We start from the raw sequence: 26,230 nt of genomic DNA, 5'->3' as shown, positions 1-26,230 counted from the left end.
CGGGCGGTGTCGGCGGCACCGGGCGTGCGCCGGGCGAGGGCGGCGGGAATGGAGGCATAGGCGGCACCGGCATCGATCTCGCCGGCGATCAGCCGGTCGGCATCGTCGGTGTCATCACCGGCTTCGCTTCGGTGTGCCTGAATGGCGTGCATGTCGAGTACGACGCCTCCACGCCGGTCAGCGAGAACGGCCGCGCAGCCGACGCCGGCAAGCTCGCGGTCGGCCAGGTGGTGTCGATCGAAGCGGTCCCGACGCCGGGCGGCGGTTTCCGGGCCCGCGATGTCGCCATCGTGAACGTGCTCGAAGGGCCGCTCGGCCGCACGCCGGATGGCGCCTACTCGGTGATGGGACAGCGCATCGCGCTGATGCCGGGCGCGCGGGTGGGCGGCGGTCAGGCGCTGGCACCCGGACAGATGGTGAAGGTGAGCGGTCTGCGCAATGCCGCCGGCGGCATCCAGGCCTCGCGCATCGACGCGGCGCCCGGGCTGAACGAAGCGTCGGCCATCGGCGTGCTGCAGCCGGGCGCCGGTGCGAGTGCACGAATGAACGGCACGCCGGTGCAGGGTGCGAAGGCCCCGGCCCGTGCGGTGAACGGTGCTGCGCTGGTGACCGGGCAGTGGAACGGGCAGGCGCTGGTCGCCCGTGCGGTCGCGGCCGATCCCACGCTGCGCTTTGCCGACCGCGCGCAGAAGGTGGTGATCGAAACGCTGGCGAGCGGTTCGCTGGGCGCGGGCGGTCTGCGCACCGGCACGCTGCCGGTGGCCGCCGCGCCGTACGCGCTGAAGGGCGGGCCGGCCGGCGTGCTGGACAACCGCCGGGTACGGATCACCGGGCGCATCGAGCGCGGCGTGCTGCAGGCTGAAAAGGTGGATGTGGACGTACCGCAGGGCGTGGATACCCGCGCTTCGCGCAGCGACGGTGCGCGCGCGCAGCCTGCTTCCGGCCGCCGTACCACCGGTGAGCGCGATGACCGCGGACGTCGCACCGACGACGATGCGCCGGGTGGTGACGATGGGGACAACCGTTCCGCCGAGCGCGGCGCGGATGCCTCGCGCGACAGCCAGAAAGCGCTGAGCGAAGCGCTGCGTGACAGCGAGGATGCCGCGCAGGAGGCCCGTCGCGAGGCGGAGAAAGTGCAGGAGCGTGCCGGCAGGCAGATCGAAAGCGCACGCGAACAGACGGAGCGGACCGCCCGCCCGGAAAAGGTCGAGGCCGGAGACAGAACCGACAAGCCGGAAAGGATCGAGAAGGCGGAGAAGGTCGAGAAGGCTGAAAAGATCGAGAAGGTTGAAAAAGTCGAGAAGGTGGAAAAGGTCGAGAAAGTCGAGAAGATCGAAAAAATAGAGAAGGTGGAAAAGATCGAGAAGGTGGAGAAGGTCGAAAAAGTCGAGAAGGTCGAAAGGATCGAGAAGCCCGAAAAGATCGAAAAGCCGGAGAAGGTTGAGAAGGTTGAGAAGGTGGAAAAGATCGAGAAGGTCGAGAAGATCGAGCGTTGAGGCAGCACGGACCCGCGGGTCCGGTCGGGGAGAAGGCATGAAGCACATGAGGGGAAGGGCGGCGGTCGTCGCCGGCATGCTGGCAGCACTGCCGGTGACGGCGGTGCAGGCTGAAGGCAGTTTCACGCTGAGCAGCGGACTGGATTTCAGCAGCGGCAAGTACGGCAGCACGCAGAAGACCGATACCGTCTATGTGCCGGTGATCGGCAAGTACGAAACCGGTGACTGGACGTTCAAGCTGACTGTGCCGTGGGTGAGCATCCGCGGCCCGGGCGGTGTGGTGGGTTCGGGCAGCGACCGGGTCACCATCGGGTCGGTGTCCGGCAATCGCCGCGGCACCGAATCCGGCCTCGGTGACGTGGTGGCGGGCGCCAGCTACACCGTGTTCGAGTCGGGCGGCTGGGTGCTCGATCTGGGCGGCAAGGTGAAGCTGCCGACCGGCAGCGAATCGCGCGGCCTTGGCACCGGCAAGGCGGACTTCACCGTGCAGGCCGACGTCTATCGCAGCATCGGGCCCGCGTCGCTGTTCGGTACGCTGGGCTACAAGCGCATGGGCGATCCGGACGGCACCGATTTCCGCAATCCGGTGTTCGCCTCGGTCGGTCTGGCGCACAGGGTGGGCGCGACCACCACGGTGGGTCTGAGCTACGACTGGCGTCAGCGCCTGCGGCCGACCTCGGACGAAATCAGCGAAATCACGCTGTTCGCCTCGCACCGCTTCAGTGACCAGTGGAAGGCGCAGATCTACGCCGTCACCGGGTTTTCGGATGCCAGCCCGGACTGGGGCTCCGGCATCATCGTCGGACGCATGTTCTGAGCGACCTCCGTGCCGCGAAACAAGGCCGGGCCTGCTGCCCGGTCTTTTTTTGCCCGTCTTTCGTGGTAAATAATCCCACGTTGTGTATCATGCAAGTGTGGGAACAATCACCACACCTCGACAGGCAGATCGGCGAGCCGCGATGCGGCAGGCAGGAACACAAGGGAGAAGAGACATGAGCGCGAACAAGGGGATATTCCGGAGGCGTGCGCTGCTGTGCGCGCTGTGCTGTGCGGGCCTGGCGGGTGAGGCCGCAGCCTCACCGGTGCTGTACGGCAGCCTCAGCAATTTCGACGTCTATAACGACACCGGGGCCGAAACCCACGGTTTCGAGATCGAACTGCATGGCGTTTCCAGTGCGGACATCAGCTACACCTTCGGCGGCACCTACAACCGCTATGGCAGCCCGGTGATGGAAGACTTCGCCGGTGGCGTGTTCGTCCGCTACCGCAGCAGTTTCGACGCCGTGGCCGGCCGCTTTCTGGACGCCACCCCGGTGCCGACCAGCATGTCCGCGACCGATGGCCATTCCTGCTGGTCCGGCGGCGGCGCGGGCTATCTGGGCAGCGGCTGCGAGCATTTCGGCCTTGGCCTGAACCAGAACGCCACCCAGACCTATTACCGCTGGCTGCGCGGCGACGTGAGCACCGGTCTGCTCAGCGCGGTCGGCAGCAACGTACAGATCGCCGCACCGGTGTGGAACATCGTTCCGCCGGCCGATCCGGTGGCGCCGCCGGTGGTGCAGGCGGTGATCGCGCCGGAACCGGCGCGTGACCGTGACCGTTTCGGCGAAGCGCAGTGGGTCAAGGTGTTCACCACCGAAATCGAGCGCGAGGTCGAACTGGAAGAACTGCTCAGCGACAACAACGTGGTGCCGCGCGAACAGTCGGAAACCGAAATCGAATGGCGCATCTTCCAGGCCGCGCCGGAAAACAAGAAGGGCGGTGGTGGTGACGAGCTGATTCTGGAACAGCCGCTGGCCGAATTCGGCGACAAGAAATCCATCATTCGTCGCTACGAGTTCTACGAGTACCTCGGCCAGTACGACGCCGAGGACCACGAAGCACTGTGCGCGGTCGATTGCGATACGCCGGAGGAGTGGGAAATCGGCCGCTACATCGGCTCCCAGATGGCGGCCGCGAACCTGGCCGCTGCGGCCCCGGTGCCCGAACCGTCGACCTGGCTGAGCATGATGGCCGGCCTCGGCCTGATCGGTCTGATCGGTCGCCGTCGTCTGTCCTGACCCCATCCAGCGCGTTGCGCGGCCGGCCCCGCATGTCGTTCCGGGGCCGGTTCCCACCCCACACATGTCCGAGCCTGGAACACGCCATGCGCGCACTTCAACTGTTCACCGTCCTGATCGCAGTGACGGCCACTCCGGCTGCGCTCGCCGCCGGTCCGGTCGCCGGCACGCTGGACTTCAACGCGCTGGCGCCGGCCAACGGAGGCATTCCTGTGCCTGGCGGATTCGGCGGTTTCCAGTGGGGCAGCAGCGTGCATGCGATGACGCTGCCGTCTGCGCCGGCCGACGCCTTCGTGGCTTTCTCCGGCACGGCGATTTCGGTACGCCGGGTCGATGGCGCCGATTTCTGGTTCGACGGCGCGGAGTTCTGGAGCCGACGCGGCGCGGACGCCAACGGCTCGTTCTACTTCGTGCTGTCAAATGACGGGCAGGTGGTGTTCGACGGCCGCGCGGATTCACAGAACCGCATGCGTTTCACCGGCACCCACGCGTTCATGACGAGCGGCTACAGCGGGCCGATCGACTACATGGCGATCACCTTCCGTCAGGGCGGCGACGACTGGGACCATCTGGCGTTCGACAACTTCACCTACCGCGCTACGCCGCTGGCCGCGCTGCCGGCGGTGCCGGAGCCCGCCACCGGCGCACTGTTCATGGCCGGCCTCGGCCTGCTCGCTGCGGGGGCCCGCATCCGCTCAGGGCGCGCGGCTTGACCGCGGTCAGCGGTCCGGCGCGATCAGCGCACTGACCGGACCGACCAGGGCGGCGCCCAGTTCGGCGTGCTGGGCGGCATCCAGATGCACGCCGTCCAGCGGGCTGGCGTGGATGACGCTGCCGGCGTCGAAGAAGGCGCAGCCCAGTTCGTCGCACACCGTGCGCAGCGCGCCGGCGAGGCCGACGCACTTGTGTTCGCCGCCTTCGAACTTCGGTGCGATCGGTCCGCGCGGCGCGGTGATCGGCGGCGGCGCCACCACCAGTACCGGCGGCACCGGCATGCCCGGCTCGATCGGCGCTTCGCGGATCGCGCGCACCAGCGCCGCCGTGCCCTGGGCCGAATGCCAGGCGTTGTGCGGGTGCATGGACTGGAAATCATTGGTGCCCAGCATCAGCACCACCAGCGCCAGCGGCGAATGGATTTCGATGCGCTGGGCCAGGCCCTGCAGACCGTTGCGACCCGGCTTGAACGGGTCGTCCCAGACGGTGCGGCGGCCGTTCAGGCAGTCCTCTATCACGCGCACCCGGCGTGAGCCCTCATTCAGCGCGTTTTCCAGCACGCCGGGCCAGCGCTGGTCAAAGTCCAGCCGGCGGCGGGTGGTGGGCACGATGCCCCAGGACAGCGAGTCGGCGTAGACCAGTATTTGCTGCATTGCGCGCTCCATCAAAAAATTAAATGAGTGCGGCGGACAGTGTGGCATGGCCCGCGTGCTGCGTTGCGCAAATACATCTGGCATGACCACCGCTTCAGGCCGGCCCTTGCCGACCCCTTGTACGGCCGTCCGGAAGATGGCTTTGTCATCGTCTTTCCCTGCTTCGCCACGGCCCGGAAAGCCTCATCGGGACGCCATTTGTCACGAATCAGGTGACAGATTTCCCGGCTCAAGCGCTGTGTACCGACGCCGTAAAGTCGGTCGTTGCCTGAACCGGGATGCAGTCCGCGGGCAACATTCCGCTGCGGCATCGCACGCCGGTGTCGCGTACAACTCGCTGGAGATGGACCGATGACAAAGCACTCCAAGCACGCGGCCGGTGCGCTCGACGACGGGCTGGCCGACCAGGCGCCGCCGCCGGCGCGCGCGGTCGACCTGACCCGGTCGGCGCCGCTGCGCATGGGCAGTTTCGCCTTCTGTGCGCTGTTCTTCGCGCTGTTCGGGGTCGCCGCCGCCTTCGACTGGGTGAATCCACGGGCGGCCGCGCTGCTGGCCTGCGCCGCCGGGGCCATGATCGCCTTTGCCGATGCGCTCTACATCCGGCAGATGGACCGCACCATTACCCAGATGGCCGACGCGCTGGCCGATACCGGGCGCGACGTGAACGACCTGTCCAGCCAGTTCGTGCTGCCCGAAAGTTCGCCGGTGAAGGCGATCAGCAAGCTCATTGCCGAGCGCGACGGCCGGGTGCGAGACATGGTGTTCCGGGTGCGCCGCGGCACGCTGGGTGCCGCCTGCCACACCGCCCACCTGACCCGCTCGCTGCGCGACACCGCCGAGCTGGCGCAGTCGCAGCGCGCGCTGGCCGAGCAGGTGTTCGTGGCCGGTGAAACCACGCGCGACGCGGTCGACAGCGCGCGCCGCCACGCGGCCGATCTGGACGAAGCGACCCGCCGCCACATCGAGGCGGCCCGTACCTCGCTCGAACAGCTGCAGGCGGCGGCCCGCCGGGTGGATGAATTCGAAACCCGGGTGCGCGCCTTCGAGCGCACGGTGCAGCAGCTGCAGAACCAGTCGGCCGAAATCGGCCAGGTGGTGCAGATCATCAGCACCATTTCCGACCAGACCAATCTGCTGGCGCTGAATGCGTCGATCGAGGCGTCGCGTGCCGGCGAGAACGGACGCAGCTTCGCGGTGGTGGCCGACGAGGTGCGCTCGCTGGCCGAACAGGTGAAGGCCGCGACAGAGAACGTCGGGCAGAACATCGATCGCATGAACCGGCTCGTCTCCGGCACCCGGGCCGAAACCGACGACATCCGCGATCACATCCTGGCCACCGGCGAAGCGGTGCGCGTGGTGTCCGGCCGCTTCGGCGACATGGTGGGCGAGTACGAGGTGATGGGCGAACGCATCGCCCGCACCGGCGACGCGATACGCAGCCTGGGCGACAGCAACGAACGCATTCATTCGCTGGTGAGCGACATCCACGACGGCTGCGACCGGGTAGCGCGCCTCATGCTCGACGGCGAGCGCAATCTGGGCAAGGTGAGCCGCTCGACCGAGCGCATCCAGGATCTGGCCGCCTCCTTCCGCGTGGGTTCCGACCAGCTCGAATCCATCGTCAGCGTGCTCGGCCGCTACCGTGACGAGTGCAGCGCCGCGGTGGCGGGCGCGCCGGCGCTGGCGGTCGACGACGACGGCCAGGAAATGGCGGCCAGCGCGTCGCGCGTCGCCCCGCTGCCGGAAGTGACGCGGGCGGTCGGTGCGCTGCGTGGCGAGGTGGGCGTGCTGCGTTACGCGCTGGTCACCACGCCGTCCGGCCAGGTGCTGGGCCACAGCGGCGCCTGTCCGGCGCCGGCGGACATCGCGCAACGCGCCGCCGGCAGCGACCGCGCGCTGCTGATGCAGCCCTTCGCGGCGGACGACGGCACGCTGTATTTCGACATCGCGCTGCCGATGCGTCGTGGCGGCCGCAACTTGGGCACGCTGCGCGCCGGCGTGCCGGCCGACATGATGCTGGCCGCCTGAGGCGGCCGTCCGCAGGCGAAGAACCGAACCGACCGGAGGGGGAGAACATGCTTTCGCACGAACAGATGCATCACGCTGCGCGACAGGGCCGCACGCTGCACTCGGTCTATGTGTATCAGGCACCGGTGCGCCTGTGGCACTGGGTGACCGTGGTGGCGATGACGGTGCTGATGGCCACCGGCTACTTCATCGGCAAGCCTTTCCTGATGCTGCCGGGCAACGACGCCGGCATGTACCTGATGGGCTATGTCCGCTTTGCCCACTTCGCCGCCGGCTACGTGCTGGCCATCGCGTTCGCCGGCCGCATCTACTGGGCCTTCGCCGGCAACGAGCACGCGCGCCAGATCTTCCTGCCGCCGCTGTTCAACGGCGCCTGGTGGAGCGAGGTCATGTTCGAACTGCGCTGGTACTTCTTCCTGGAGGACCGGCCGAAGAAATACGTCGGCCACAACCCGCTGGCCGCGGTCATGATGTTCTTCCTGTTCGTGCTGGGCAGCCTGTTCATGATCGCGACCGGCTTCGCGCTGTACAGCGAAGGCGCCGGCCACGGTCACTGGAGCGATGTGCTGTTCGGCTGGGTGCTGGTGGCGCTCGGCGATAGCCAGACCGTGCACAGCCTGCACCGGCTGGGCCTGTGGGTGCTGCTCAGCTTCATCTTCGTGCACGTCTATGCCGCGCTGCGCGAGGACATCATGAGCCGCCAGAGCATCATCTCGACCATGATCAGCGGCTGGCGCTCGTTCCGCGACTGAGGCGGCGCCGGTCCGGGCGCCGCTGGCCGTGCGCGGTCAGGCGCCTTCGGGTCTGACCTTGGGCACGCTGCCGTCCGAACGGCCCTTCAGGTAGGCGTACAGGTCATCGAACTTGTCCGCCAGATACGGATGGCCCGGCATGCCGCGCTCCAGCCGGCCTTCCAGTACGGTCTTTCTGACCTCGTCCTTCGACAGCCGCTTCAGCGACTCGATCAGCGAGGGGCCGACCATGCCTTCCTGCGCGGCGCCGTGGCAGCGCTCGCAGGCGGCCGAGCGCCAGGTTTTCCAGCCGGCGACGATATTGCCGCCTGCCGCGTTGGCGGCGACCGGGGTCACGCCGCCGGCGGGCGCGGGGGGCGCTTGGCTGGCGTCCGACGAGGGGGTGGGCGCCGGCTGACCGGACGGCATCGGCTGCGGCTTTTCGGTGGTGTCCGGCGGTGTCCTGCCGTTCGGCGTGGAGGGGGCGTTCTGCTGGGTGTCGGCCGGCGAGGGCGGGGTGGCGGCCGGGGCCGGCGTCTCGGGCGCCGGCGTGGCCGTGGAGGGCGACGGTGCGCCCGCGCCGGGTGCTGCTGGATCGGCCGACGGCGCGGTGACCGGCACCGGCGGTTCGGTCGGCTTTCCGCAGGCGGCGATCAGCAGCGAAAGAGTGACGGCGGCGAGGTATGAAGCTTTGAGACGCGTGGCTTTCATGGCGATCCTCCGGTCTGCAGGGATGGGAATCGATACGGCTGCTGTCTGTGATCTTAGGCCGGAACACCGGCGCACACTCGCCATGTAGTCCTTGACCGACGCCCCCGCGCTTCGTGGCATGCTGCGGGTCCGATAACAACGATGGGGGAGCACGCATCCATGAGCCGCCTTTACGACCCGCAGCACCGCGCATTCCAGGACGAATTCGGTACCCGCGCAATGGCCGACCGCGTCGAGGAGCTGGCCTGCAAGACCGAGTTCGACGACATGGCCAAGGGCTTCATCGAATCGATGGACATGTTCTTCCTGTCCACGGTCGATGCGCGCGGCCGGCCCACCGTGTCGTACAAGGGGGGCGACCCGGGCTTCGTGCGCGTGGTCGACAGCACAACCCTGGTGTTCCCGAGCTACGACGGCAACGGCATGTTCTATTCGATGGGCAATATCGCGCAGAACGCCGAAGTGGGCCTGCTGTTCATTTCCTTCGAGAAGCCGCACCGCATCCGGGTGCAGGGGCGCGCCACGGTGTCGCGTGACGACCCGATGATGGCCTTCTACACCGAGGCGGATTTCATCGTGCGGGTCGAACTGTCCGAGCTGTGGCAGAACTGCCCGCGCTACATCCACCGCTACCAGCGGGTCGACCGGTCGCGCTACGTGCCGCGCGCAGAGTGCGAAACGCCGCTGGCCGAATGGAAGCGCATCGACCTGGTGCAGGACGTGCTGCCGCCGGCCGACGCCGCGCGTGCACAGGCGGCCGGCACGATACCGATCGAGGAGTGGATGGAAAAGGTGGTGACCGGCCACCCGGAGGCCTGAGCCTCCGTCGCGCCCTTACAGCCGGAAGCGGCCGGTCAGGTCGCTCAGCCGGCCGGCCAGCGACTGCAGGTGGGTGACCGACGCCGACAGCGTGGTCACCGCCGAGCGGTTCTGTTCCGACATGCCGGCGATCTGTTCGACATTGCGTGCGATGTCGCCCGCGGCGCGGCTCTGCTGTTCCAGCGACTGGTTGATGCCCTGCACCTCGCGCGCCGCGACCGACACCGCCTGGTGGGCGGCGCCGATCACCTGCTGCGCCGAGTCGCTCGACGATTCCGCTTCACCGACCGCGTCGCGTCCGTGCGCCAGCGCATCCGACAGGCTGGCGGCGCGCTCGGACAGCGAGCGGGTGATGGTGTCGATCGCATCGGCCGATGCGCCGGACTTCTCCGCCAGCTTGCGCACCTCGTCGGCCACCACTGCGAAGCCGCGACCCTGTTCGCCTGCGCGCGCCGCCTCGATCGCCGCGTTCAGCGCCAGCAGATTGGTCTGATCCGCGATTTCCCGCACCTCTCGGGTCATCTGGGTGATTTCCTTCGCGTTGTCGATGAAGGCTTCGGCCGCGCCCGACACTTCGTTCATCACGCCGGCCGCGCGCACCACCGCGCCGCGCAGCTCGCCCAGGTGGTCCTGTGCCCGCGCCGACTGAGCCAGCGAAGCGTCCGCCTGCTGCGCCGCGTTCCCCGCGTTGACCGCCACCTGCCGGATGCCGGCGGTGACGTCGTCTACCGCGGCGGCGGTGGAACTGGCGGCCACTGTCTGCGCGCTGGACGCTTCGGCCACCCGTTCCGATTCGCCGCTCACGGTGCGCGACGCGTCGAACAGCGAATGCGCCGACTCGGTGAGCTGGGACACCAGCGCGCCGAGGTCATGGCGGATGCGCTCGGCGCTGCGCGCGATATCGCCCAGTTCGTCGCGGGTGCTGCACGCCACCGGCGCATGGAAGTCGCCGCCGGCCAGCCGTTCGAGATCGGCCGACAGCTGCCGCGCCGGGCCGATGATGGCCCGCTGAAGCGCCCACAGGAACAGCCCGAAAGCGACCGCCACCACGACGGCGAAGGCGGCGCCGATCAGCATCAGCGTGTCCAGCGTGGCGGCGCGTATCGCCTGTGCCTCGGCGCGCGTGATGTCGCCGGCCAGCGTGTCGATGGCCGACCACTCGACCCCGAGGCCGACCACGGCCGCCACCAGCAGCGCGGCGGTGCCGCCGCCGCAGATGACCAGAAGCTTGTTGCGGATGCTGCGCGAGATGAAATCCATGGGTGTGTCCGGGTGCGGTCGGGGCGGAAAGGCGAGCATGCCAGCTCCGGCCCCGGTGTTGCGGCGCGAGAACAGCGGGGAATACACCCTAAATCGGCACGGTGCGGCCGGACTTGCGGGCAGAAAGCGGCGAAAGATGCCGGCGCAGGCGGATCAGGCGCTGGCTATGCGAAGTGATCGGCGCATTCCAGGGCCGTCCGATTCAGTCCGGTGCGCCCCAGTCTGCAGCGTTACCGTTGCGCCATGAGGGTGGGGCGGGCTCGGGCGGTGTTGTGCGCCCCGGCGGCAGATAGCCGTATGGACTGCTGAACGTGAGTGGCTGCGTCACCACGCTGGCGACCGCTACGCCCTCTATTCGCGTCGGGCTGAATGTCCACGTCCGTATCTGCTGTATCGCAATGTCGACGAACGCCTGCGCCACCGGCAGATCCGGATGGTCGACATGGATGATCCGCTCCACCGTGCCATCCGCCGACACCAGCATGTGCAGCAGGACCATCCCTTCGCCGCTGGACCTGCCGATCAGATGGTCGGGATAGGCCGGGTTGTCGCCTGTCAGTCTTCTCGGGGGTTCGAAGTGACGACCCTCCGCGTGTGCCGCGCGATGCAGCGCAAGCGAGTCGGCGAGTTCCGGGTCACGCTCGAGCAGCGCGCGCGAAAAAGTCCGGAAGCTTTCATCCTTCAGCAGCGCGTTGACATGACCCCAGTAAAGCTGGCGCAGCGCCGCGTGTTCCTTTCTGACGTCCAAGCGCAGACGTGGCGCATCGCACCGTGCCTGCCCGTCGTCCTGCGGCAGATCCTGTGCCAGCGAGAGCGGGGTGTGCAGCGCCGCGAACAGGGCGGCAATCAGTGCGGTACGGCAGCGCGGCATGGCGGGTGTCGGTCAGTCGGGATGACCGGAATATACAGCCGTCCTGATGCGGATGTCGTGGCCGGCCTTCATCTCCGGCCGGGCGGCGGTGCCTGGCCGGATGCACGCACCGCGCGTGAGCTATACGCCGGGTGCCATGTCCAGCTGCCGGTCGTGAAAGGCGTCCAGCGTGCTGCGGTGGGCCACGCTGACCAGCGTGCAGCCGGGCAGGCGCGCCAGCAGCAGGCCCATCAGGTGGGCTTCGGTGTCCGGGTCGAGCGCGCTGGTGGCTTCGTCCATGAACAGTACGCCCGGCCGGTACAGCAGCGCGCGGGCGAAGGCCAGGCGCTGCTGTTCGCCGGGTGACAGCGTGTGCGCCCAGTCGGCGTGCTCGTCCAGCCGGGCCGCGAGATGCGGCAGCCGGCAGTCGGCCAGCGTCTGCGCCAGCGTGGCGTCGTCGTGGCCGGCGGCGTCGGCCGGGTAGGCCAGCGCGTCCTTCAGCGGGCCGTCCGGCAGGTAGTTGCGTTGCGGCAGGAACATGAGGCGCGCCTCGCCGGGCAGCGTGATCCGGCCGCGCCCGAAAGGCCACAGCCCGGCCAGCGCGCGCAGCAGGGTGCTCTTGCCGCAGCCGGAGGGGCCGCGCACCAGCCAGCGCTCGCCCGGCGCGAAACGCAGTGCGCCGACCGCGCTGAGCGCCCGGCCGTCCGGCAGCGCGAGGGCGATGTCCGCGCCCTGCACCGCGGGCTGGGCCGCATCGCGCCGCAGCGTGATGCCGTCCGGCTCCGGCTGCGCCATCGCCGCCTCCAGCGCGTTCAGGCGCTGCACCCGCGCCGACAGCTGGAACAGATCGCGGTAAGAGAGCGCGAACCAGGCGATGGCAGCCGAGGTTTCGGTGAAGGCGCCCACGTCCTGCATCAGCGTGCCCAGCGTCATGTCGCCGGCCAGCACCCTGGGGGCCACCGCCAGCACCGGCACCGCCAGCGCCACGCCGGAAAAGCCGCCGCTGGCCAGATTCAGCCACACGTTCTGCCGCATGAGCACCTGCCAGTTGCCGCGTATCGCGTCGAACAGCCGGCCGAGCCGTTGCTGTTCCACCCCGTTGCCGCGGTAGAGCGCGATCTGCTCGGCCGAGTCGCGTACCTTGGCCAGCGCGAAGCGGAAATCCGCCTCCACCGTCTGCTGCGTTACGGTTACCGCGGCCAGCCGGTGACCGGCGAGGTGGGTGACCACGGTCTGCAGCACGCCCCACCCGATGGCCACCCAGAACAGATAGCCGGGCACGGTGAAGCTGTGGCCGCCAACGCTGAAATCCATCGGCCCGGCGGACGTCCACAGCAGCCAGCCCATCGAACCCAGCGTGCCGAGGTTGGCGACGAAGCCGAGGCCGAGCAGGATCATGAGCCGCACGTATTCGGTGATGTCCTCGCTGATGCGCTGGTCCGGGTTGTCGCAGCTGCGGTCGCGCTCGATGCGGTAGAAGGTGTGGCCGTCCAGCCAGCGCGCCAGCGTGGTGGCGGTCAGTCGCTGGCGCCAGCGGATTTCCAGTGCCTGTTCCATGTAGTTCTTCAGCGTGGCAGCCAGTATCCAGGCGGCCACCGCGGCGAAGAACAGCGTCGCGCCGTGCGCGAAGCCCGGCGTGTCGCGGGCTTCCAGCGCGTCGAAGAAGGTTTTCTGGGTCACCGTGAGCCCGTAGTTCAGGCCGGTCACCAGCGCGGTCAGCACGAGCAGTACGCACCCCAGCAGCCATGCGGTGCGTCGGGTGGCCGGATCACGCCAGAACGGAGCAGCGAGCCGGAAGGTGCGGACGGTGAGGGTGGTCATGGCGGCGGGATCGGTGACCGGGCGGGCGGCCGGACGGCAGCGCCGATGTTACCGCCCCGCGGTCGTCTGCTGCCGGGCGCTGCTGCGCTTCAGCCTGCCAGCAGACGCAGCGTTTCGCGGTCCGGCTCGTTGTCGTAGAACACGGCCAGTGCGCGGCGGAAGCAGGGTTCGTCCGGTGCCACCTCGGCGAACAGCGTGAGGCAGGAGCGGAATTTGAGTGCATCGACCTCGCCCAGCATGTCGACCGCGCTGCGCTCCGGATGGGTGAGCAACGCCTGCACGCATTCGATCAGCCGTGGCCCGAGTACCGGGTGCGCGATGTAGGCCGCTGCCTCGGCCCGGTCGGCGATGCCGTATTCGCGGGCCCGCGGGCTGCGGCCCAGTGCCCGCAGCTGGGGCAGCACATACCAGATCCAGTGGCTGCGCTTCCGGCCGTCCTTCAGTTCCTGCAGCGCGACGGTGTAGTCGCGCTCCTGGGCGGACAGGAAGCGGTCGAGCGGTGCCGGGGCGGGGGCTGTCATGGTGCCGGTGTCGGAAGCAGCGGATCACCGCAGCGTACGCCCGGCCACCGGCGTCCGGTAAAGGGGCGCCGTGCGCTCAGGTTCGCCGTCTGCGCATCCACCCGCCGGCGAGGCCGGCGCCGGCCAGCAGCGCCAGCGTGCCCGGTTCCGGCACGTCGGTCGGGCGGTTGTCGAAGGTCGCGGAGAACGCCAGATCCGGCCCGGCCAGCGAGAACCACTGGGCCGCGAGTACCCTATCCAGACTGGCGTCGGCATCGAGTACGAAGTTGTAGGCGCCCACCGGGAGCGACTCGCCCGCGGTCGCCAGACGCAGCCGCGAATCCAGCGGAATGCGCAACTCGTAGTTGTTGGCGAACAGGAACATCAGGTAGCCGCTGGCCGCCGCCACCTCCACGTCCATGTCGAAGGTGTAGGGCACGAACTGCAGGCCGTCGGTGAGCGGTACGGTGACCGGCGCGCTGGTGTAGAGCGCGGGGCCGGTGATGCGGCGGGCCGCGATGTCGTACGGCACCAGATAGGCCTGAAAGGTGACCGGCACCGGCGTGGCGTCGCTGCCCTGGATGGCGTCGCTCAGCACGAAGGTGAAGTCGAGCATGCGGTTCACGCCGGTCGGCGCGCGGAAGAACTGCCCCCAGGCGGAGAAGCCGGCCGCACCGAATTCGCCGATGCTGTCGGTGCCGTTCCACGACGGCAGCGTGCTCAGCACAATGGGGGCGGCGGCCGCCCCGCCTGCGTGCGACAGCGCCGACAGGCCGAGAATGAGGGAGGCAATGAGCGGGATGGGTTTCATGTCGGCGTGTCCTGTGTCCGGTGTGGTCCACGGTCAGCAGCGGCTGGCGCAGCCCGGCTGACCCCGCCCGGCCGCGGTCGTCCGCATGACAGGGACACGCGCCGGAGTGCGGAACGCATTCTGGTCGGCAGCCCGGCATGACTCAATACGCATATGCGCGTAGTGGGTCATGCCTGAGCGTGGCTGCCGTGACCGGTGGCACGCATGCCGGCGCCGCGCACCGCCTGCCGCTGCCCAGGGCGGTCGGTGCTGTGCTTACTGGGTGGCCGATCCGCCGCCTGAGCTGCTGCCCGCGCCGTTCCGGTTCGACGACATGAAGGCGATCAGCGCCATGCGCATCGCCTCTTCGACCGACATGTTCACCGGCGTCACCCAGGCGCGCGGCACGAACACCGTGTAGCCGCCGATCATGTAACCCATCGGCAGATACACCGCGACCTGGTCCTCCAGTGCGGACAGTTCGGCGGGCAGGCCGGCCATCGACTGCCGCGTGATCAGCCCGACGATGCCCATCTCGTTGCCGGGCATGCGCAGCAGCACCACCTGCTGCGGCGACTTCGCGTGCGGCGCGAAATAGTCGGCGAAGTTCTTCAGCGACGAATAGATGCTTTTCACCACCGGCAGGTTGTTGAACGGCAGTTCGAGCATGGACAGCCAGCGCGCGGTTTCCGGCCGCGACACGAGCGCGCCGAGGCCGATGATGAGCAGCGCGCCGAGGCCGATGCCCAGGCCGGGCAGATAGAAATCGCCGGTCAGCGGATGGACCAGCTTCATCGCCACGCTTTCGGTCCAGGTGACGAACACCACCAGCACGTAGAGGGTCAGGAACACCGGCAGAAAGGTGATCAGGCCGCGGAAGAAATATCGGTAAAGACGACGCTTCATGGCAGGCAGTCGGAACGGAACCGGATGAGCTTACCGCGCGAACATGTCACCCGGCGTAGGCTTGCGCCGGCACGGCGCCGCGAACCCGGCCGCGCGCAGGCGGTCTGTTGGCGGTCGCGGCCGTCCCCGGCTGCCCTGCCTTTCGGAGTGAATCATGCGCATCAGTACCCTGTTCGTGCTGGCGGCGATCGCCAGCAGCCCCTTGCGTGCGGAAGAGCCGCCGGCCCAGGCCAAGGATTTCATCGACGCCTTCCAGGGGCTGTTCGGCGAACACAAGGGCGCGCGCAAGGGCCACGCCAAGGGCGTGTGCGCGGTCGGCAGTTTTACCGGCAGCGCCGAGGCGGCCCGCCTGTTCACCTCACCGCTCTTTTCGGGGGAGCGCCGGCCGGCGCAGATCCGCTTCTCGATGGCCGGCGGAAACCCGGCGGTGCCCGACGCCACCCGGTCGCCGCGCGGCCTGGCCGCCCAGTTCTCGCTGCCCGACGACCGCGTGCACAACATCGCCACGCTCAGCACCCCGGTATTCGGTGCCGCCACGCCCGAAAGCTTCCTCGGCCTGCTGCGCGCCTCGCTGCCGGGCCCTGACGGCAAGCCGGACAGCGCAAAGCTGGCGGCCTATCGCACGGCACATCCGGACACCCAGGCCCAGTTCCAGTGGCTGCAGGGCAATCCGCCGCCGTGGAGCTACGCGAATGCCGCCTATTTCGGCCTGCACACCTTCCATTTCGCCACCGCCGCCGGCGAGCGCGCCGTGCGCTGGCGCCTGCAGCCGCGCGACGGCATCCGCGGTCTCACCGACGCCGAGCTGGCTTCAGCCCCGGCCGACTTCCTTGCGGCGAGACTGAGCCAGCAGGTGGCCTCCGCGCCGGTGCAGTTCGACTGGATCGTTACGCTGGGCCAGCCCGGCGACAACGAATCCGACCCGTCACGCCCCTGGCCGAGCGACCGCCCGGAACTGAACGCCGGAACGCTCACCATCACCGCCGTCGGCGGCGACGCCTGCACCGGCCTCAATTTCGACCCCAATGTGCTGAGCGAAGGCATCCGCGCCGGCGATGACCCCATCCTGCGCATGCGGTCGCCGGCTTACGCGATCTCTTTCGGGAAGCGGCTGAGCGGGCAGTGAAGGTGACGTGAGGAGGCCAAGACACCTCGGTGGCCGATGCCCTTGATCGGCAAGCCCGTCTCGACCCGCTCACCCTCGCGCAGGAGATCGGGCGTGAATCCGAAGCTGCGATCTCGCAGGGCTTCAAGCGACTGATCGGGCAGCCGCCGGCGATAGGGCGGCACGTGGGGCAGGGCTGGGGCGCAGAGAAAACCTCAGCGCCTGACCCTGCGGTTCCCGGTTCCGCCGCCGTCCGGACGCGGGACGACGGCACGCCCGACAGCGCTCCCTACGCCTCCTGGCTGGCGAAAAAATTCGCCAGATCATCCACCAGACGGAAGATTTCCGACCGCTCTTGATCGGACAGGCTTTTCAGCCGTACCGTCCAGGCGCTGTCGCCATCGGCTTCGGAAAAGCCCGTTGAATCCATGAAGCCTTCGAGCCTGAAAATCCGAGACCGGGTAGTTGAATCCAGCTTGGAACGGTTCATCCGGTGCAGGCCGACACGGCACTCGATGAGCGCCGTTTCCAGCGACACATGCTGACCGTCCGGGTGCGGCTGAATCAATGCATCACGGGCGACGGAGAATTTTTCGGCCGGAAAACTGTAGCTCATCGACAACTCCTGTTTTGAGGGGGCCGAATGCCACGGTCGGCCTCCTGTTTTCTTATCCGCAATCCTGATAGGTGCGAAACGACATGCCGACCGACGCTTTCCCGGCTGATTGATCCGAGGCAAGGGCGGCAGGGTACGGGGCATCGGCGCTCATTTCGCGGGCGATGGTGCAAGCCAGTCTTCCACCTTCAGCCCCGGCACGCGCTGGAACTCGCGCAGCTTATGCGTCACCGGCGTCAGAGTACGTGATCTGGCATGTGCCGCGATCAGCATGCCATGACTGCCTATCGGGGTACCGGCAAGTTCAAGCGTAGCGCGGATGTCGACATAGTGTGCGTCCGCCGGCTCATCAAAGGGCTGAACCACCATTGCATCCGGCAGCGCATTTACACGTTCGGTCAGTACTGCAGAGCCTCTTCGTTGTGCGCCGAAGCGCCACTCGCAGGCCACCACGATGCGGGGGGACACCACGTCGGGCGCCACATCGGACAGATGCTGCATCACCAGGCCACGCGGGTCGCGGATCAGTTCTGACAGTGCATGGGTATCCAGCATCCAGAGCGGTTGCGCCATCAGAACTCGGCCCGTTCCTGGGGCGGCAGGTCTTCCACCTCGGGCAGACCTTCGTCCAGCGGCGCCCGGGAAGCCAGAAGGTCCAGCAGGCGGTTCTTGCTGATGGGCGTGAGGATGAGTCTGTCGCCTTCCTTCCGGATCAGCACCTCGGCACCTTCAGGTTCGAACTCTCGCGGGATGCGTACCGCCTGATTACGGCCGTTGCGGAACAGTGAGGCGTGGCGTTCTGTCATGGTCGATCCCGGGGTCTGGTTGGCATATGGCAAAACACATGCCTTGGTTCAACGGCGGTCAGGTCGGAGAGGGCGCGGGTTGTGTGATGCCCAGAAAGCGGCGAATCGTGCGTTGGGAATGTTGCTGCGTCCCCTGTTGTTACGCGTGTCTGGTCGCAGCATCGTGATCTATCATGACGCATCAAGATGAATCCTGACGGAGGCGACATGTCCGCCCAGACTCGCGAAAAGTTCTCATCTCAGGCCTCGCCCGAAGTGCTCGCCGCGCTGAGGCAGATTGCCGAATCCGAAGGCCGGCAGTTCCAGGTGGTGCTGGATGAAGCCCTGCGCGACTATATCGAGCGCAAGGCACAGGGCCGGCCGCGCAGACATGTCATGGAAGCGTTCGCGGACAGCCTCGGCGAATTCGACAGCCTGTACCGCGAACTTGCCAAGTGAGTGCCAAGTGAGTGCCAAGTGAGCGCCACGTGAGGGCACGGGATTACCTGACCCTTGCCGACGTGCTCGCGCTGCATGCCGTGCTGATACAGCGATATGGCGGAAGCCCGGGCCTGCGTGATGCCGGAGCACTCGAATCCGCGCTGTTCCGCCCGCAGTCCGGCTACTACGAAGACGTCGTGGCCGAAGCTGCGGCGCTGTTCGAAAGCCTCGCCATCAACCACCCTTTCATCGACGGCAACAAGCGTGTCGCCTTCGCCGCGACCGACGTCTTCCTGCGTATCAATGGCTGCCGTCTGAATCAGTCACCGGACGCCGTTTTTGCCCGGATGATGGACATGTTCGACGCCGGCACCTTTGACATCGCCCATCTGGAGCCGTGGTTACGCGGCATCATCGCCCGGCCGGATTAGTGCGTGGCGGAAACGCTCATGGGGTCGCGATGAGGCGTGAGCGGCATTCCTTCCCAGCAGGAGAAATCCGTCGCGTCAGGGGCAAGCTTCAGTGGGAAGGTGACCTCGACGCGATGAGGGCCCACGCTTGATCCGGGGGGATGCCAGCGTCTGGATCGACTGTTTCCGGGGCACCGCCACCCCGCAGGCCGAAAGGCTGGACGCACTGCCGGGCAGTGAACCGCGGAGCATCGGCGACCTCACCCTGACCGAAGTGCTGCAGAGCTTCGGCAGCCAGCGGGATTTCGATCAGGCGCGGACGCTGCTGACCGGGATGGACGCTGTCGATATCGGCGGTCAGGACATTGCAATACAGGCGGCGCGCAACGATCGAGTTGCGCGAGCGTGGCATCACGATCCGCAAGACGATAGATACGCTGATCGCCACCCGCTGCATCGAATCGGATTACGCGTTGCTCTACAGCGACCGCGACTTCGACCCTTTCGTCGCACATCTTGGGCTGAGCACGGCGATGAGCTGAACCGTGCCGTGGTGGAAGAGGGTGGGAAAATCCGGGGAAATTCTGCTGCGTCCATATTGCTGCTTTTTTACGTAAGTTCGACGCGATATTTCCAAAGACGCCGTAAACCGGTGCTGGTTTCTCTCGAGTATGTTACACATTCGGGCAAGAGCAACGAACACCGCCCCCTACTTTGCCCTTCCAGCAGCCAAAAAAGGCTCATGCCTAAGACTTGTGGTTTGGTAGAAAGTGGCGAGAGATAGATATTCTGCCCAACGCCTTTGGTATCAATGGTTCGAACCAACTCGGACACCACACCGGCAGTTGCAAATGGGTCGTTCGCTGGTGCGAAAAGCCGGTTACTAACCCATTCTGGTTTGAGTACAATATCGCCGCTCTTTTCAGCGCGCACAGCACTTTGTTGATACATATCCGCGCTTAGCGACGGAAATGCAAATAGTGGATGGGTAATCACCCCATCTTTGTAGGCAGAGACCTCGCTAATCAGCTTGTGGTCATATCCGATCGCCATTACTAGGTGGTCCTTCCCTGCGCCAGGTGAGCCATACATACCCCTAACAGGTCGCACAGAACCCGAAGTGGTCGTGCTGAACTGGGTCGCCTCTTGCTTGCTGTAGCTCACCGGCTCAGAATAAAGTGCGGTGAACTCTCCTATCCCGGCATGTAGTAGCTTAGGAAGTAAGAAGGCTAACGTGTGCCGCATGAATCCGGTAATGTCTATACATAGATGACCAGATCCGATGGTCCCGATCTCCGAAAGTAACGCGTCGACCTGAACCAATTCATCCCTGTCGGCAGGAAGAACCGTAGGATAACCATCGGGCAAATCAATCGCTGTATATTGATATTCGGGATGAACTAGCCAGATCTTCCGACTGGCCCTCACTTCAGAGAAGACTCTTTGCACCCGGTCACTAGAGTTATAAGCCGAGACAAAGACATCATATTTCCCAAGCTCTTTGGTCAGGCGATCGATGGCAATAGCTCGCCGAAAAAAAATCGCATAGTCCATTTTAGAACAGACTCTCTTGCCTGAGATTCTTGGGGTGCGGTGAAAACGGAAAATTCCATTTTGCGCTGGCCTGCCGCAATAGGACTTCGAACTCATCTTTGGCTGTCGGATCGAAGATGGCATGAACCATCTCGGCGCCAAGGCTTAGATCGCCTCGTCGCCCGATAGGCAATCCCCAACGGGCCGATAGCATCGGGTTGAGTTGGATCTTTTTCAATATCCGTTGATTGTTCCTGTCAGGTCGCCCCTCGGATATCTCAATCAATAAGGAATAGTTTAGTGCGCTTTCAAGGGTTTGACGACCGGCCTGGCTAAGCTCATCCGTATGAAAGCTCACCGCCAATGGGGAAACCTCAGGGATGTTTAACGCGTATCGAGCAGTTCGCAATACTTCAGCAAGCCTACTTGTTGCATCTCTCGCCTGATCAGAGCGATGTCCATAGTTCGAGTCGCCCTCGAAAGCAAATCGGGCCGCCTCAGAGGCCGCCTCAGTTTGGATATCGACGGGAAGTTTTGCACCCGCTGTCATATCGAATTCCTTGAAGCTTGCAACTTCGTACACCTTGCCCCAAAGCACCAACAGGTTACGTGGGTTGTGAGCGGACATGGTGACGAAAGTCTCGAAGCCAGCGTATGGAACTACTGCATCTCTCCGTTTCGATTCACGACATAACTGGGCAAAGAGGTCCCATTTCCAATGGCCGACAGCTGTAGCGTAGGATGATCGCGACACGCCGCGACGTTGGATATAGGAAAAGCATTCTTCACGAATCTTTCCAGCAACAACGTTTGCCTTGTTCGCTGATTTGAACTTCTTGCAAAAGAGTAACACGTTCAAACGCTGAAGTAAGGGCGGAACGTCAGCAGTAAGAATCTCTATGATTTCGCTTGCGACCTCACCTGACTGAACCGCCGGATCTCGATTCTTCGACATCGCGTCGCGAAATGCTCTTACGAATCGTGCATCATTCGCGGGGGTCAGAAATCTGTTAATGTAGCCGTCGAAATCCAGCTCTTCAAAAATAGATCTCGGATCAAACCGTCCAATTATATTTTTTTTGTGCTGCCTCGGTGACGGGATTCCCATTCTCTTCGCCAAGAAGAGTTGCGCGAACTCGGAGTACTTCTTTGTCGCCCGAAGGATGTCGTCAAGGCGCGTTACCTTAAATTCTGAACCCTCGCGGTTCTCTTCTCCGCCTGCAATTGTTGCCAAGGTCTTTCTTGCATACAGGCGTCCGGTTATTCTAAACGCAGCACGGGCCTCTGCGTACCTAACTAGTGTGTTAATCACCTCTTGTTGCTGTTCAGAAAGGTTTTCAATCTCGTCAAGAATGTAGATGAGATTAAAATCCGAAAATGCAGGTGACCATAACCGGAGCGAGGCGCCCAACGGCAAGCAAAGGCCACCAATCGAGAATGGAAGACGAAGATCTATCTTTCCCGTAAATGCTGCTGCGTTGATGGAATCGTCAATCGTTCGCAGCCATTTTGATACCCATTCCTGCAAATGAGAAATTGTCTTTAATCTTGTGAATGATTCGTCGGATATCGTCTTGCCCAGATGCCCAAGCAATTGTTTGTCGTTGAATGTTGCATTCGGCTCAGTGCTTGAGATGTCTCGCAGTGCGTCAATAACTAAATCGGCGAGCCGAAGTTCAAGATGAATTGAGAATAACTGTTGCCAAGCGGCGACGTGACCTCCAGGTAGATCGAATCGTCCCGCGTCCATATTAGTGGTTCGTAGAAACACGGCCAAGCAACCGCAGTTCTCTACTATAGCCATTCCGGGCTTCTTTGGCGTGCGAAGACGTGCTACCTGGTAGGAGTGATATCTAAGAAGATGAGTCTTTCCAGATCCTTTGCTTCCCAGGATGTACTTGGAAACAGCAGAGCGCGGCTCAAGTATTGACGCAATTTTTGCGGTCCCCAGCTCAACCCACAAATTATTGATCTGTGCGTCGGTGTAGTCTGCAGCACGTATGGGGGCGAATGGGTTTGATTCTTCGAATTGATGCACCTAGTACACCTTGTCGTAGCGAACAAAGATAGGGTTCCAAGAAACGCTTCGGCCCTCGTTCCAGAATATTGGGAGAGTGTTGTCTGGCGTGTTGTGGGTAAAGCCCAGCATGAACTGCCCATCTTTATAGCCTAGCGGCCAGCCAGGGAACAGCGAATTACCGTAATGCGTGGCCATGTTCTGAAATGCCAGCACGTCAAACGAAGGAGCTAGCGACTGCGGAAAGTATCGTTGTTCTGGATTAAATGCCTTGTACGAATCATCCAATTCGAAAAGGCAGCTAGCCATGCCGTCAAATAAGTCCGGCTTATTAAGAGTTTCAAGGCCCTTGGTTGTGGCAAAAAGGCACATAAACCGTATCTGTAACCGCGGGTTTTCTTTCCGCACTCGTCGCAATTTTGTTTTCAGATACCCGCTCGACTGATCTGCGGAGCCGACGATGTCATCGAAGAACACGTATCTTGTCACCTGCGAATCTACGGCACGTAGCGGAGAAGAGCGCGCACCTGAATTTACTTCGACAAATGCACCTCCAAAATCGACAAAGAGGCTTTTCGGCAAATGATTGATCTGGCGAAAATAATACAGCAAGTGCGCCCCGCTTTCCGATGGATTTCCAACGCCTACGAAACGAGTTGCAGCAAGTTCCTGCTCGTACTGGCGCCTCAGAATTGCCGTATCTCTTGTGTTGTCGAAGTTCTTCCGAATTCTCTGGATCAGCGGCGCTTCAAAGTGGTCCCGATATAAGGACTTAAGCATTTCACGGACTTGACGCTTTCCAAAATACAGAAATCGAGTAAGTGCGATGAGCCCATGGCGCTGCTCATCATCCTCACTAGCCGTTGCTCCGTTGAAGTTCTGCGCCCAAGCTTGTATTTGCCCCCAAGTCACCTCGCGGTCCCAGGCATGGTCAACAAGAGTCCTCAAGGATCGTTCGATTTCCGCTGGTGTCATGCTGCCCGTTTCCGCAACATCAGTATCGTTTCTGCAGATATAAGGCCGGCATTTTTATTGCGCACTGTCATAAGACCCCGGGAATGTATTCGATCGGCTAGTGCTAACTCAAGTTCGAAACCTAGGTCTTCCATAACTTCAGTTATGTAGCGGTCGTTCTCAAGATGTAGGCCTGTCACCGTATTGTTCCCAATAACGATTACCACGTGGCCATCTACAGCTGTTACACGATGAAGTTCCCTCAAAGCAGCGGTCATTTCCGTCAAATACGTTTCTGTGATGATGCTTCTCGATGGATTCTTTTTGCGAATATTCTCTAGTAGCTTATGAAATCGAGAAGAACCACTAAAAGCTTCGCCCGACGACCTCCTTTTGGCTGAGAGGTGTTCGCGGCCAATAGAAAGACCCTCAAGGTTCGCAAGCTGATTCGGGTCGCAGAGAGAAAGCCAATTCAACGAAAGGCTGCTTGCCCTGACATACTTTTGCGCACTCCCGTATGGAGGGGACGTTATAGTGAGGTTCACGGAATTATTTGGAAGGCGCCGTCCGTCTGTTAATTCTAGTTTGCGCGCATCCATACCAACCGGAATCGCTGCAGACCGTTTAGGTGATAGGCGATTTGCGGAGAGTACGCGCTCAATATTTGACTGAACGACGCGAAAGAACTCAGTTGACGGGGTCGCGTTCTCCAGCCATCTGATCTGGGCGCTAATTGCTTCATTGGCCTTGTTAGACAGAGATGGCTTCTGCTTCAATCGTACTGGCACACTTATGCTAGGATCAGCAAAGCTTAGTCGCCTTGCGACAACTGAAAAGCAGATTCGAAAGAAATCACGAATGCAGTCATCTTCCAATTCCATTACCGCACGAAGGATAATTTCCAGCGACTTCTTTGTTTTTGGATCGTACCAAAGCTCCTCGTTTACGACGGGAACTTCAGGTGCAGTTCGCAGGCGCGTAATACGTTTGCGAAGTATCTCGGCCGCTCTAAGAAGCGCTTCTGGATCGTAGGGGGTTGTCTTTACCTTTGTTAGAAGTAACGCAAAAGGATTGGCGTCAGCAATAAGGGGCTGAGCTCCAGCCAAAGATGCTTCTAGAGCAACCGTTCCGGAACCACAGAATGGATCCAGGACTTGTTGATCGCCCTTGCGTATTGAACTTGCTCGAATAAAGAAATTCGCGATGTGCGGCAGCAGCTTCGCCGGATAAGGGTGGATTTGGTGAGTGAACTGATCGCCTGTTCGAACCCATTCCACCAAGCTTCTAAAGCTGACATCTACAGGACTCAACGAGTGTCGATACCTATGTTTCAATTCCTCCAGCAGGAGGGTTGTGTCAATGTCACCGGCCCCCCGGATTTTTTCGTAACGGTCGGTGGATGCTTTTAATACTCTTCCGCTCCCTATGCTCACATTGTCGCCTTCGCTGTGGATGTCTTATTATCTACCACGCAATCAGCGGTAGGTAGTCGCAACGATTAAAACGAGAAAGCCGCATGCCCTCCCAGGATCATGCGGCCTCAATATGACCAGCGCCTACGGCGCCGGTCAAGCACTTCGCATTAGCAGCTTCAGTACGTCTTGTACGGCAGGAACTTCCCGCTCATCGTGATGCTGACGCGATCCCCCGCTGGGTTCGCCTCACGCGCCAGATCCATCTTGAAGTCGATCGCGCTCATGATGCCGTCGCCGAATTCTTCGTGGATGAGGGCCTTGAAGGTGGTGCCGTACACGTTGATCAGTTCGTAGAAGCGGTAGATCAGCGGGTCGGTCGGCACCGAGGTGGGCAGCGAGCCCTTGTAGGGGACGACCTGGAGCTGGGTGACCGCCTCGGCCGGCAGGTCGAGCATTTCGCCGATGGTCTTGGCCTGTTCGGCGGTGAAGGTCATCTGGCCGAGTAGGCCGGCGGTGACCCATTCCTTGCTGAGGCCGATGGCCTGGGCGAGGTCGGCCCACTTGAGGCCCTTGGCAACCTTGCGTTCGACGATGAGATCGGTGACGTCTTCGCGTTTCATGTGAGTCTCCTTTGAGGGGGTGTTCAGGCGGGTTGGCTGGATTGGCCGGGGTGGACGAGAGGCGGGTTCTTCGCATCCCAGCCGGGGCCGGGCTGGAATTCGCGCGAGCGCTTCACGAGGAAGTCGACCAGGTGATTGCGCAGCGTGTAGAAGGCGGGTTGCTGGTGCAGGGTTTCGCGCACGCGCGGCCGGGCCAGCGGATTGACGACGATTTCGGCGATCCTGGCGCGCGGGCCGTTGGTCATCAGCACGATGCGGTCGGCCAGCAGGATGGCTTCGTCGACGTCGTGGGTGATCATGAACACGGTCTGCTGCGTGGCTTCGACGATGCCGATCAGTTCGTCCTGGATGCTGCCGCGGGTGAGCGCGTCGAGCGCGCCGAAGGGCTCGTCCAGCAGCAGCATCTTCGGTTCGATCGAGAAGGCGCGGGCGATGCCGACGCGCTGCTTCATGCCGCCCGACAGCTCAGCCGGCTTCTTGTCCAGCGCGTGGCCGAGGTGCACCAGTTCGAGGTATTTCACCGCGTGTTCGCGTACCTTTTGCGCCTTCCAGTCCGGGTGACGGCTGCGCACGGCGAACTCGACGTTCTTCAGCGCGCTGAGCCAGGGCATCAGCGCGTGGCCCTGGAACACCACGCCGCGGTCGAGCGAGGGGCCGCGCACTTCGCGGCCGTCCATGATGACGTGGCCGGCGGTGGCGTCGTCGAGCCCGGCCAGGATGTTCAGGATGGTGGTCTTGCCGCAGCCGGAGTGGCCGAGCACGCACACGAACTGGCCGCGCTCGATGCCGAAATGCACGTCTTCAAATACCGGCGCCGGGTCGGGGTTGCCCGGCTGCGGAAACTGCCGCTTCAGGCCCTCGACCTTGAGGAAGGGTTGGCTGCTCATCGAATAGGGACTCTTGTTGACCGCGGGGGCCGCGCCGAAGGCGAGCGGCGGAGTGCCGACCGGCGACGGATGCGGTGTGTGGGAGGAGGGCAGGGCGCTCATGTCCGG

The 26,230-nt window shown here is 63.9% G+C and carries 28 protein-coding genes; 11 read left to right on the top strand and 17 right to left on the bottom strand.

Features of this window, described 5'->3' with window-relative positions:
• The 4 genes from METUNV1_RS07995 to METUNV1_RS07980 all read left to right on the top strand — a co-directional run.
• The coding region (locus METUNV1_RS07995) for a DUF5666 domain-containing protein (RefSeq protein WP_139026325.1) at nucleotides 1-1,496 on the top strand (1,496 nt) is incomplete at its 5' end.
• Between the two features lie 37 nt (nucleotides 1,497-1,533).
• Nucleotides 1,534-2,313 (top strand): transporter family protein, encoded by a 780-nt coding sequence (locus METUNV1_RS07990; protein WP_139026324.1) that lies wholly within the window; start codon nucleotides 1,534-1,536, stop codon nucleotides 2,311-2,313.
• A gap of 175 nt (nucleotides 2,314-2,488) precedes the next feature.
• The gene (locus tag METUNV1_RS07985) at nucleotides 2,489-3,556 is read left to right on the top strand and encodes a PEP-CTERM sorting domain-containing protein (RefSeq protein ID WP_008060624.1); all 1,068 of its coding nucleotides are present in this window, start codon (nucleotides 2,489-2,491) and stop codon (nucleotides 3,554-3,556) included.
• 86 nt (nucleotides 3,557-3,642) lie between these two features.
• A complete protein-coding gene (locus tag METUNV1_RS07980) occupies nucleotides 3,643-4,269 on the top strand; it encodes a PEP-CTERM sorting domain-containing protein (RefSeq protein ID WP_008060623.1) in 627 nt (208 codons plus the stop codon).
• Nucleotides 4,270-4,275: 6 nt separating this feature from the next.
• Here METUNV1_RS07980 and METUNV1_RS07975 read toward each other — a convergent pair whose 3' ends face one another.
• A complete protein-coding gene (locus tag METUNV1_RS07975) occupies nucleotides 4,276-4,923 on the bottom strand; it encodes an SGNH/GDSL hydrolase family protein (protein ID WP_008060622.1) in 648 nt (215 codons plus the stop codon).
• A 351-nt stretch (nucleotides 4,924-5,274) separates the two neighbouring features.
• On the opposite strand from METUNV1_RS07975, the gene METUNV1_RS07970 reads away from it, so the two are divergent.
• Both METUNV1_RS07970 and cybH read left to right on the top strand, forming a co-directional pair.
• A complete protein-coding gene (locus METUNV1_RS07970; protein WP_008060617.1) occupies nucleotides 5,275-6,951 on the top strand; it encodes a methyl-accepting chemotaxis protein in 1,677 nt (558 codons plus the stop codon).
• Between the two features lie 47 nt (nucleotides 6,952-6,998).
• Entirely contained in the window at nucleotides 6,999-7,703 is a 705-nt protein-coding gene (gene cybH, locus METUNV1_RS07965; protein WP_008060615.1) for a Ni/Fe-hydrogenase, b-type cytochrome subunit, read from the top strand.
• 36 nt (nucleotides 7,704-7,739) lie between these two features.
• On the opposite strand, the gene METUNV1_RS07960 is transcribed toward cybH, so the two are convergent.
• The gene (locus METUNV1_RS07960) at nucleotides 7,740-8,393 is read right to left on the bottom strand and encodes a c-type cytochrome (protein ID WP_008060613.1); all 654 of its coding nucleotides are present in this window, start codon (nucleotides 8,391-8,393) and stop codon (nucleotides 7,740-7,742) included.
• Between the two features lie 159 nt (nucleotides 8,394-8,552).
• Between METUNV1_RS07960 and METUNV1_RS07955 the strand changes: the two genes are divergently transcribed.
• Complete coding sequence (locus METUNV1_RS07955) at nucleotides 8,553-9,212, top strand: pyridoxamine 5'-phosphate oxidase family protein (RefSeq protein WP_008060610.1); 660 nt, start codon at nucleotides 8,553-8,555, stop codon at nucleotides 9,210-9,212.
• Between the two features lie 15 nt (nucleotides 9,213-9,227).
• On the opposite strand, the gene METUNV1_RS07950 is transcribed toward METUNV1_RS07955, so the two are convergent.
• From METUNV1_RS07950 to METUNV1_RS07925, 6 genes are all read right to left on the bottom strand, one after another.
• On the bottom strand, nucleotides 9,228-10,472 hold the full coding sequence (locus METUNV1_RS07950) for a methyl-accepting chemotaxis protein (RefSeq protein WP_008060609.1): 1,245 nt from the start codon (nucleotides 10,470-10,472) through the stop codon (nucleotides 9,228-9,230).
• 202 nt (nucleotides 10,473-10,674) lie between these two features.
• Complete coding sequence (locus tag METUNV1_RS07945) at nucleotides 10,675-11,343, bottom strand: energy transducer TonB (RefSeq protein ID WP_008060607.1); 669 nt, start codon at nucleotides 11,341-11,343, stop codon at nucleotides 10,675-10,677.
• Between the two features lie 120 nt (nucleotides 11,344-11,463).
• Complete coding sequence (locus METUNV1_RS07940; protein WP_008060601.1) at nucleotides 11,464-13,143, bottom strand: ABC transporter ATP-binding protein/permease; 1,680 nt, start codon at nucleotides 13,141-13,143, stop codon at nucleotides 11,464-11,466.
• An 89-nt stretch (nucleotides 13,144-13,232) separates the two neighbouring features.
• Nucleotides 13,233-13,664, bottom strand: coding sequence for a DUF1810 domain-containing protein (locus METUNV1_RS07935; protein WP_008060600.1), 432 nt, complete (start codon nucleotides 13,662-13,664; stop codon nucleotides 13,233-13,235).
• A 76-nt stretch (nucleotides 13,665-13,740) separates the two neighbouring features.
• Nucleotides 13,741-14,454, bottom strand: a complete 714-nt coding sequence (locus METUNV1_RS07930) for a PEP-CTERM sorting domain-containing protein (RefSeq protein WP_008060599.1) — start codon at nucleotides 14,452-14,454, stop codon at nucleotides 13,741-13,743.
• A gap of 255 nt (nucleotides 14,455-14,709) precedes the next feature.
• A complete protein-coding gene (locus tag METUNV1_RS07925; protein WP_008060598.1) occupies nucleotides 14,710-15,339 on the bottom strand; it encodes a DUF502 domain-containing protein in 630 nt (209 codons plus the stop codon).
• A gap of 154 nt (nucleotides 15,340-15,493) precedes the next feature.
• On the opposite strand from METUNV1_RS07925, the gene METUNV1_RS07920 reads away from it, so the two are divergent.
• Nucleotides 15,494-16,465 (top strand): catalase family peroxidase, encoded by a 972-nt coding sequence (locus tag METUNV1_RS07920; RefSeq protein WP_008060596.1) that lies wholly within the window; start codon nucleotides 15,494-15,496, stop codon nucleotides 16,463-16,465.
• Between the two features lie 268 nt (nucleotides 16,466-16,733).
• Here METUNV1_RS07920 and METUNV1_RS07915 read toward each other — a convergent pair whose 3' ends face one another.
• The 3 genes from METUNV1_RS07915 to METUNV1_RS07905 all read right to left on the bottom strand — a co-directional run bounded on the left by METUNV1_RS07915 (nucleotide 16,734) and on the right by METUNV1_RS07905 (nucleotide 17,866).
• Nucleotides 16,734-17,060 carry a hypothetical protein gene (locus METUNV1_RS07915; RefSeq protein WP_008060593.1) on the bottom strand — a complete coding sequence of 109 codons (327 nt, stop codon included), beginning with the start codon at nucleotides 17,058-17,060 and terminating at the stop codon, nucleotides 16,734-16,736.
• Nucleotides 17,061-17,210: 150 nt separating this feature from the next.
• Nucleotides 17,211-17,633, bottom strand: coding sequence for a PIN domain-containing protein (locus METUNV1_RS07910; RefSeq protein ID WP_008060592.1), 423 nt, complete (start codon nucleotides 17,631-17,633; stop codon nucleotides 17,211-17,213).
• Nucleotides 17,633-17,866: an antitoxin gene (locus METUNV1_RS07905; protein ID WP_008060590.1), complete on the bottom strand. Its 234-nt coding sequence runs from the start codon at nucleotides 17,864-17,866 to the stop codon at nucleotides 17,633-17,635. The genes METUNV1_RS07910 and METUNV1_RS07905 overlap by 1 nt, the downstream gene beginning before the upstream one ends.
• A 207-nt stretch (nucleotides 17,867-18,073) precedes the next feature.
• On the opposite strand from METUNV1_RS07905, the gene METUNV1_RS07900 reads away from it, so the two are divergent.
• The 3 genes from METUNV1_RS07900 (at nucleotide 18,074) to METUNV1_RS19965 (ending at nucleotide 19,238) form a co-directional block, all read left to right on the top strand.
• Entirely contained in the window at nucleotides 18,074-18,304 is a 231-nt protein-coding gene (locus METUNV1_RS07900; RefSeq protein WP_008060588.1) for a hypothetical protein, read from the top strand.
• A 29-nt stretch (nucleotides 18,305-18,333) separates the two neighbouring features.
• A complete protein-coding gene (locus METUNV1_RS07895) occupies nucleotides 18,334-18,717 on the top strand; it encodes a type II toxin-antitoxin system death-on-curing family toxin (RefSeq protein WP_008060586.1) in 384 nt (127 codons plus the stop codon).
• A 344-nt stretch (nucleotides 18,718-19,061) separates the two neighbouring features.
• Complete coding sequence (locus tag METUNV1_RS19965; protein ID WP_008060583.1) at nucleotides 19,062-19,238, top strand: PIN domain-containing protein; 177 nt, start codon at nucleotides 19,062-19,064, stop codon at nucleotides 19,236-19,238.
• 67 nt (nucleotides 19,239-19,305) lie between these two features.
• On the opposite strand, the gene METUNV1_RS07885 is transcribed toward METUNV1_RS19965, so the two are convergent.
• From METUNV1_RS07885 to METUNV1_RS07860, 6 genes are all read right to left on the bottom strand, one after another.
• A complete protein-coding gene (locus tag METUNV1_RS07885; protein WP_043359384.1) occupies nucleotides 19,306-20,250 on the bottom strand; it encodes a hypothetical protein in 945 nt (314 codons plus the stop codon).
• Between the two features lies 1 nt (nucleotide 20,251).
• Nucleotides 20,252-22,267 (bottom strand): ORC-CDC6 family AAA ATPase, encoded by a 2,016-nt coding sequence (locus tag METUNV1_RS07880; RefSeq protein WP_008060579.1) that lies wholly within the window; start codon nucleotides 22,265-22,267, stop codon nucleotides 20,252-20,254.
• Complete coding sequence (locus tag METUNV1_RS07875; protein ID WP_051165269.1) at nucleotides 22,268-23,221, bottom strand: phosphoribosyltransferase-like protein; 954 nt, start codon at nucleotides 23,219-23,221, stop codon at nucleotides 22,268-22,270. It abuts the gene before it with no gap.
• Nucleotides 23,218-24,633, bottom strand: coding sequence for a DNA adenine methylase (locus METUNV1_RS07870; protein ID WP_232416230.1), 1,416 nt, complete (start codon nucleotides 24,631-24,633; stop codon nucleotides 23,218-23,220). Before METUNV1_RS07870 ends, METUNV1_RS07875 begins: the two co-directional genes overlap by 4 nt.
• A gap of 158 nt (nucleotides 24,634-24,791) precedes the next feature.
• Nucleotides 24,792-25,235, bottom strand: a complete 444-nt coding sequence (cynS, locus tag METUNV1_RS07865) for a cyanase (protein WP_008060578.1) — start codon at nucleotides 25,233-25,235, stop codon at nucleotides 24,792-24,794.
• Nucleotides 25,236-25,258: 23 nt separating this feature from the next.
• Nucleotides 25,259-26,122, bottom strand: a complete 864-nt coding sequence (locus METUNV1_RS07860) for an ABC transporter ATP-binding protein (protein ID WP_043359392.1) — start codon at nucleotides 26,120-26,122, stop codon at nucleotides 25,259-25,261.
• Between the last annotated feature and the right edge of the window lie 108 nt (nucleotides 26,123-26,230).

It is taken from the genome of Methyloversatilis universalis FAM5, assembly GCF_000214035.2.
Lineage (GTDB): Bacteria > Pseudomonadota > Gammaproteobacteria > Burkholderiales > Rhodocyclaceae > Methyloversatilis > Methyloversatilis universalis.
This window is presented reverse-complemented; position numbering and strand designations above follow the sequence as displayed.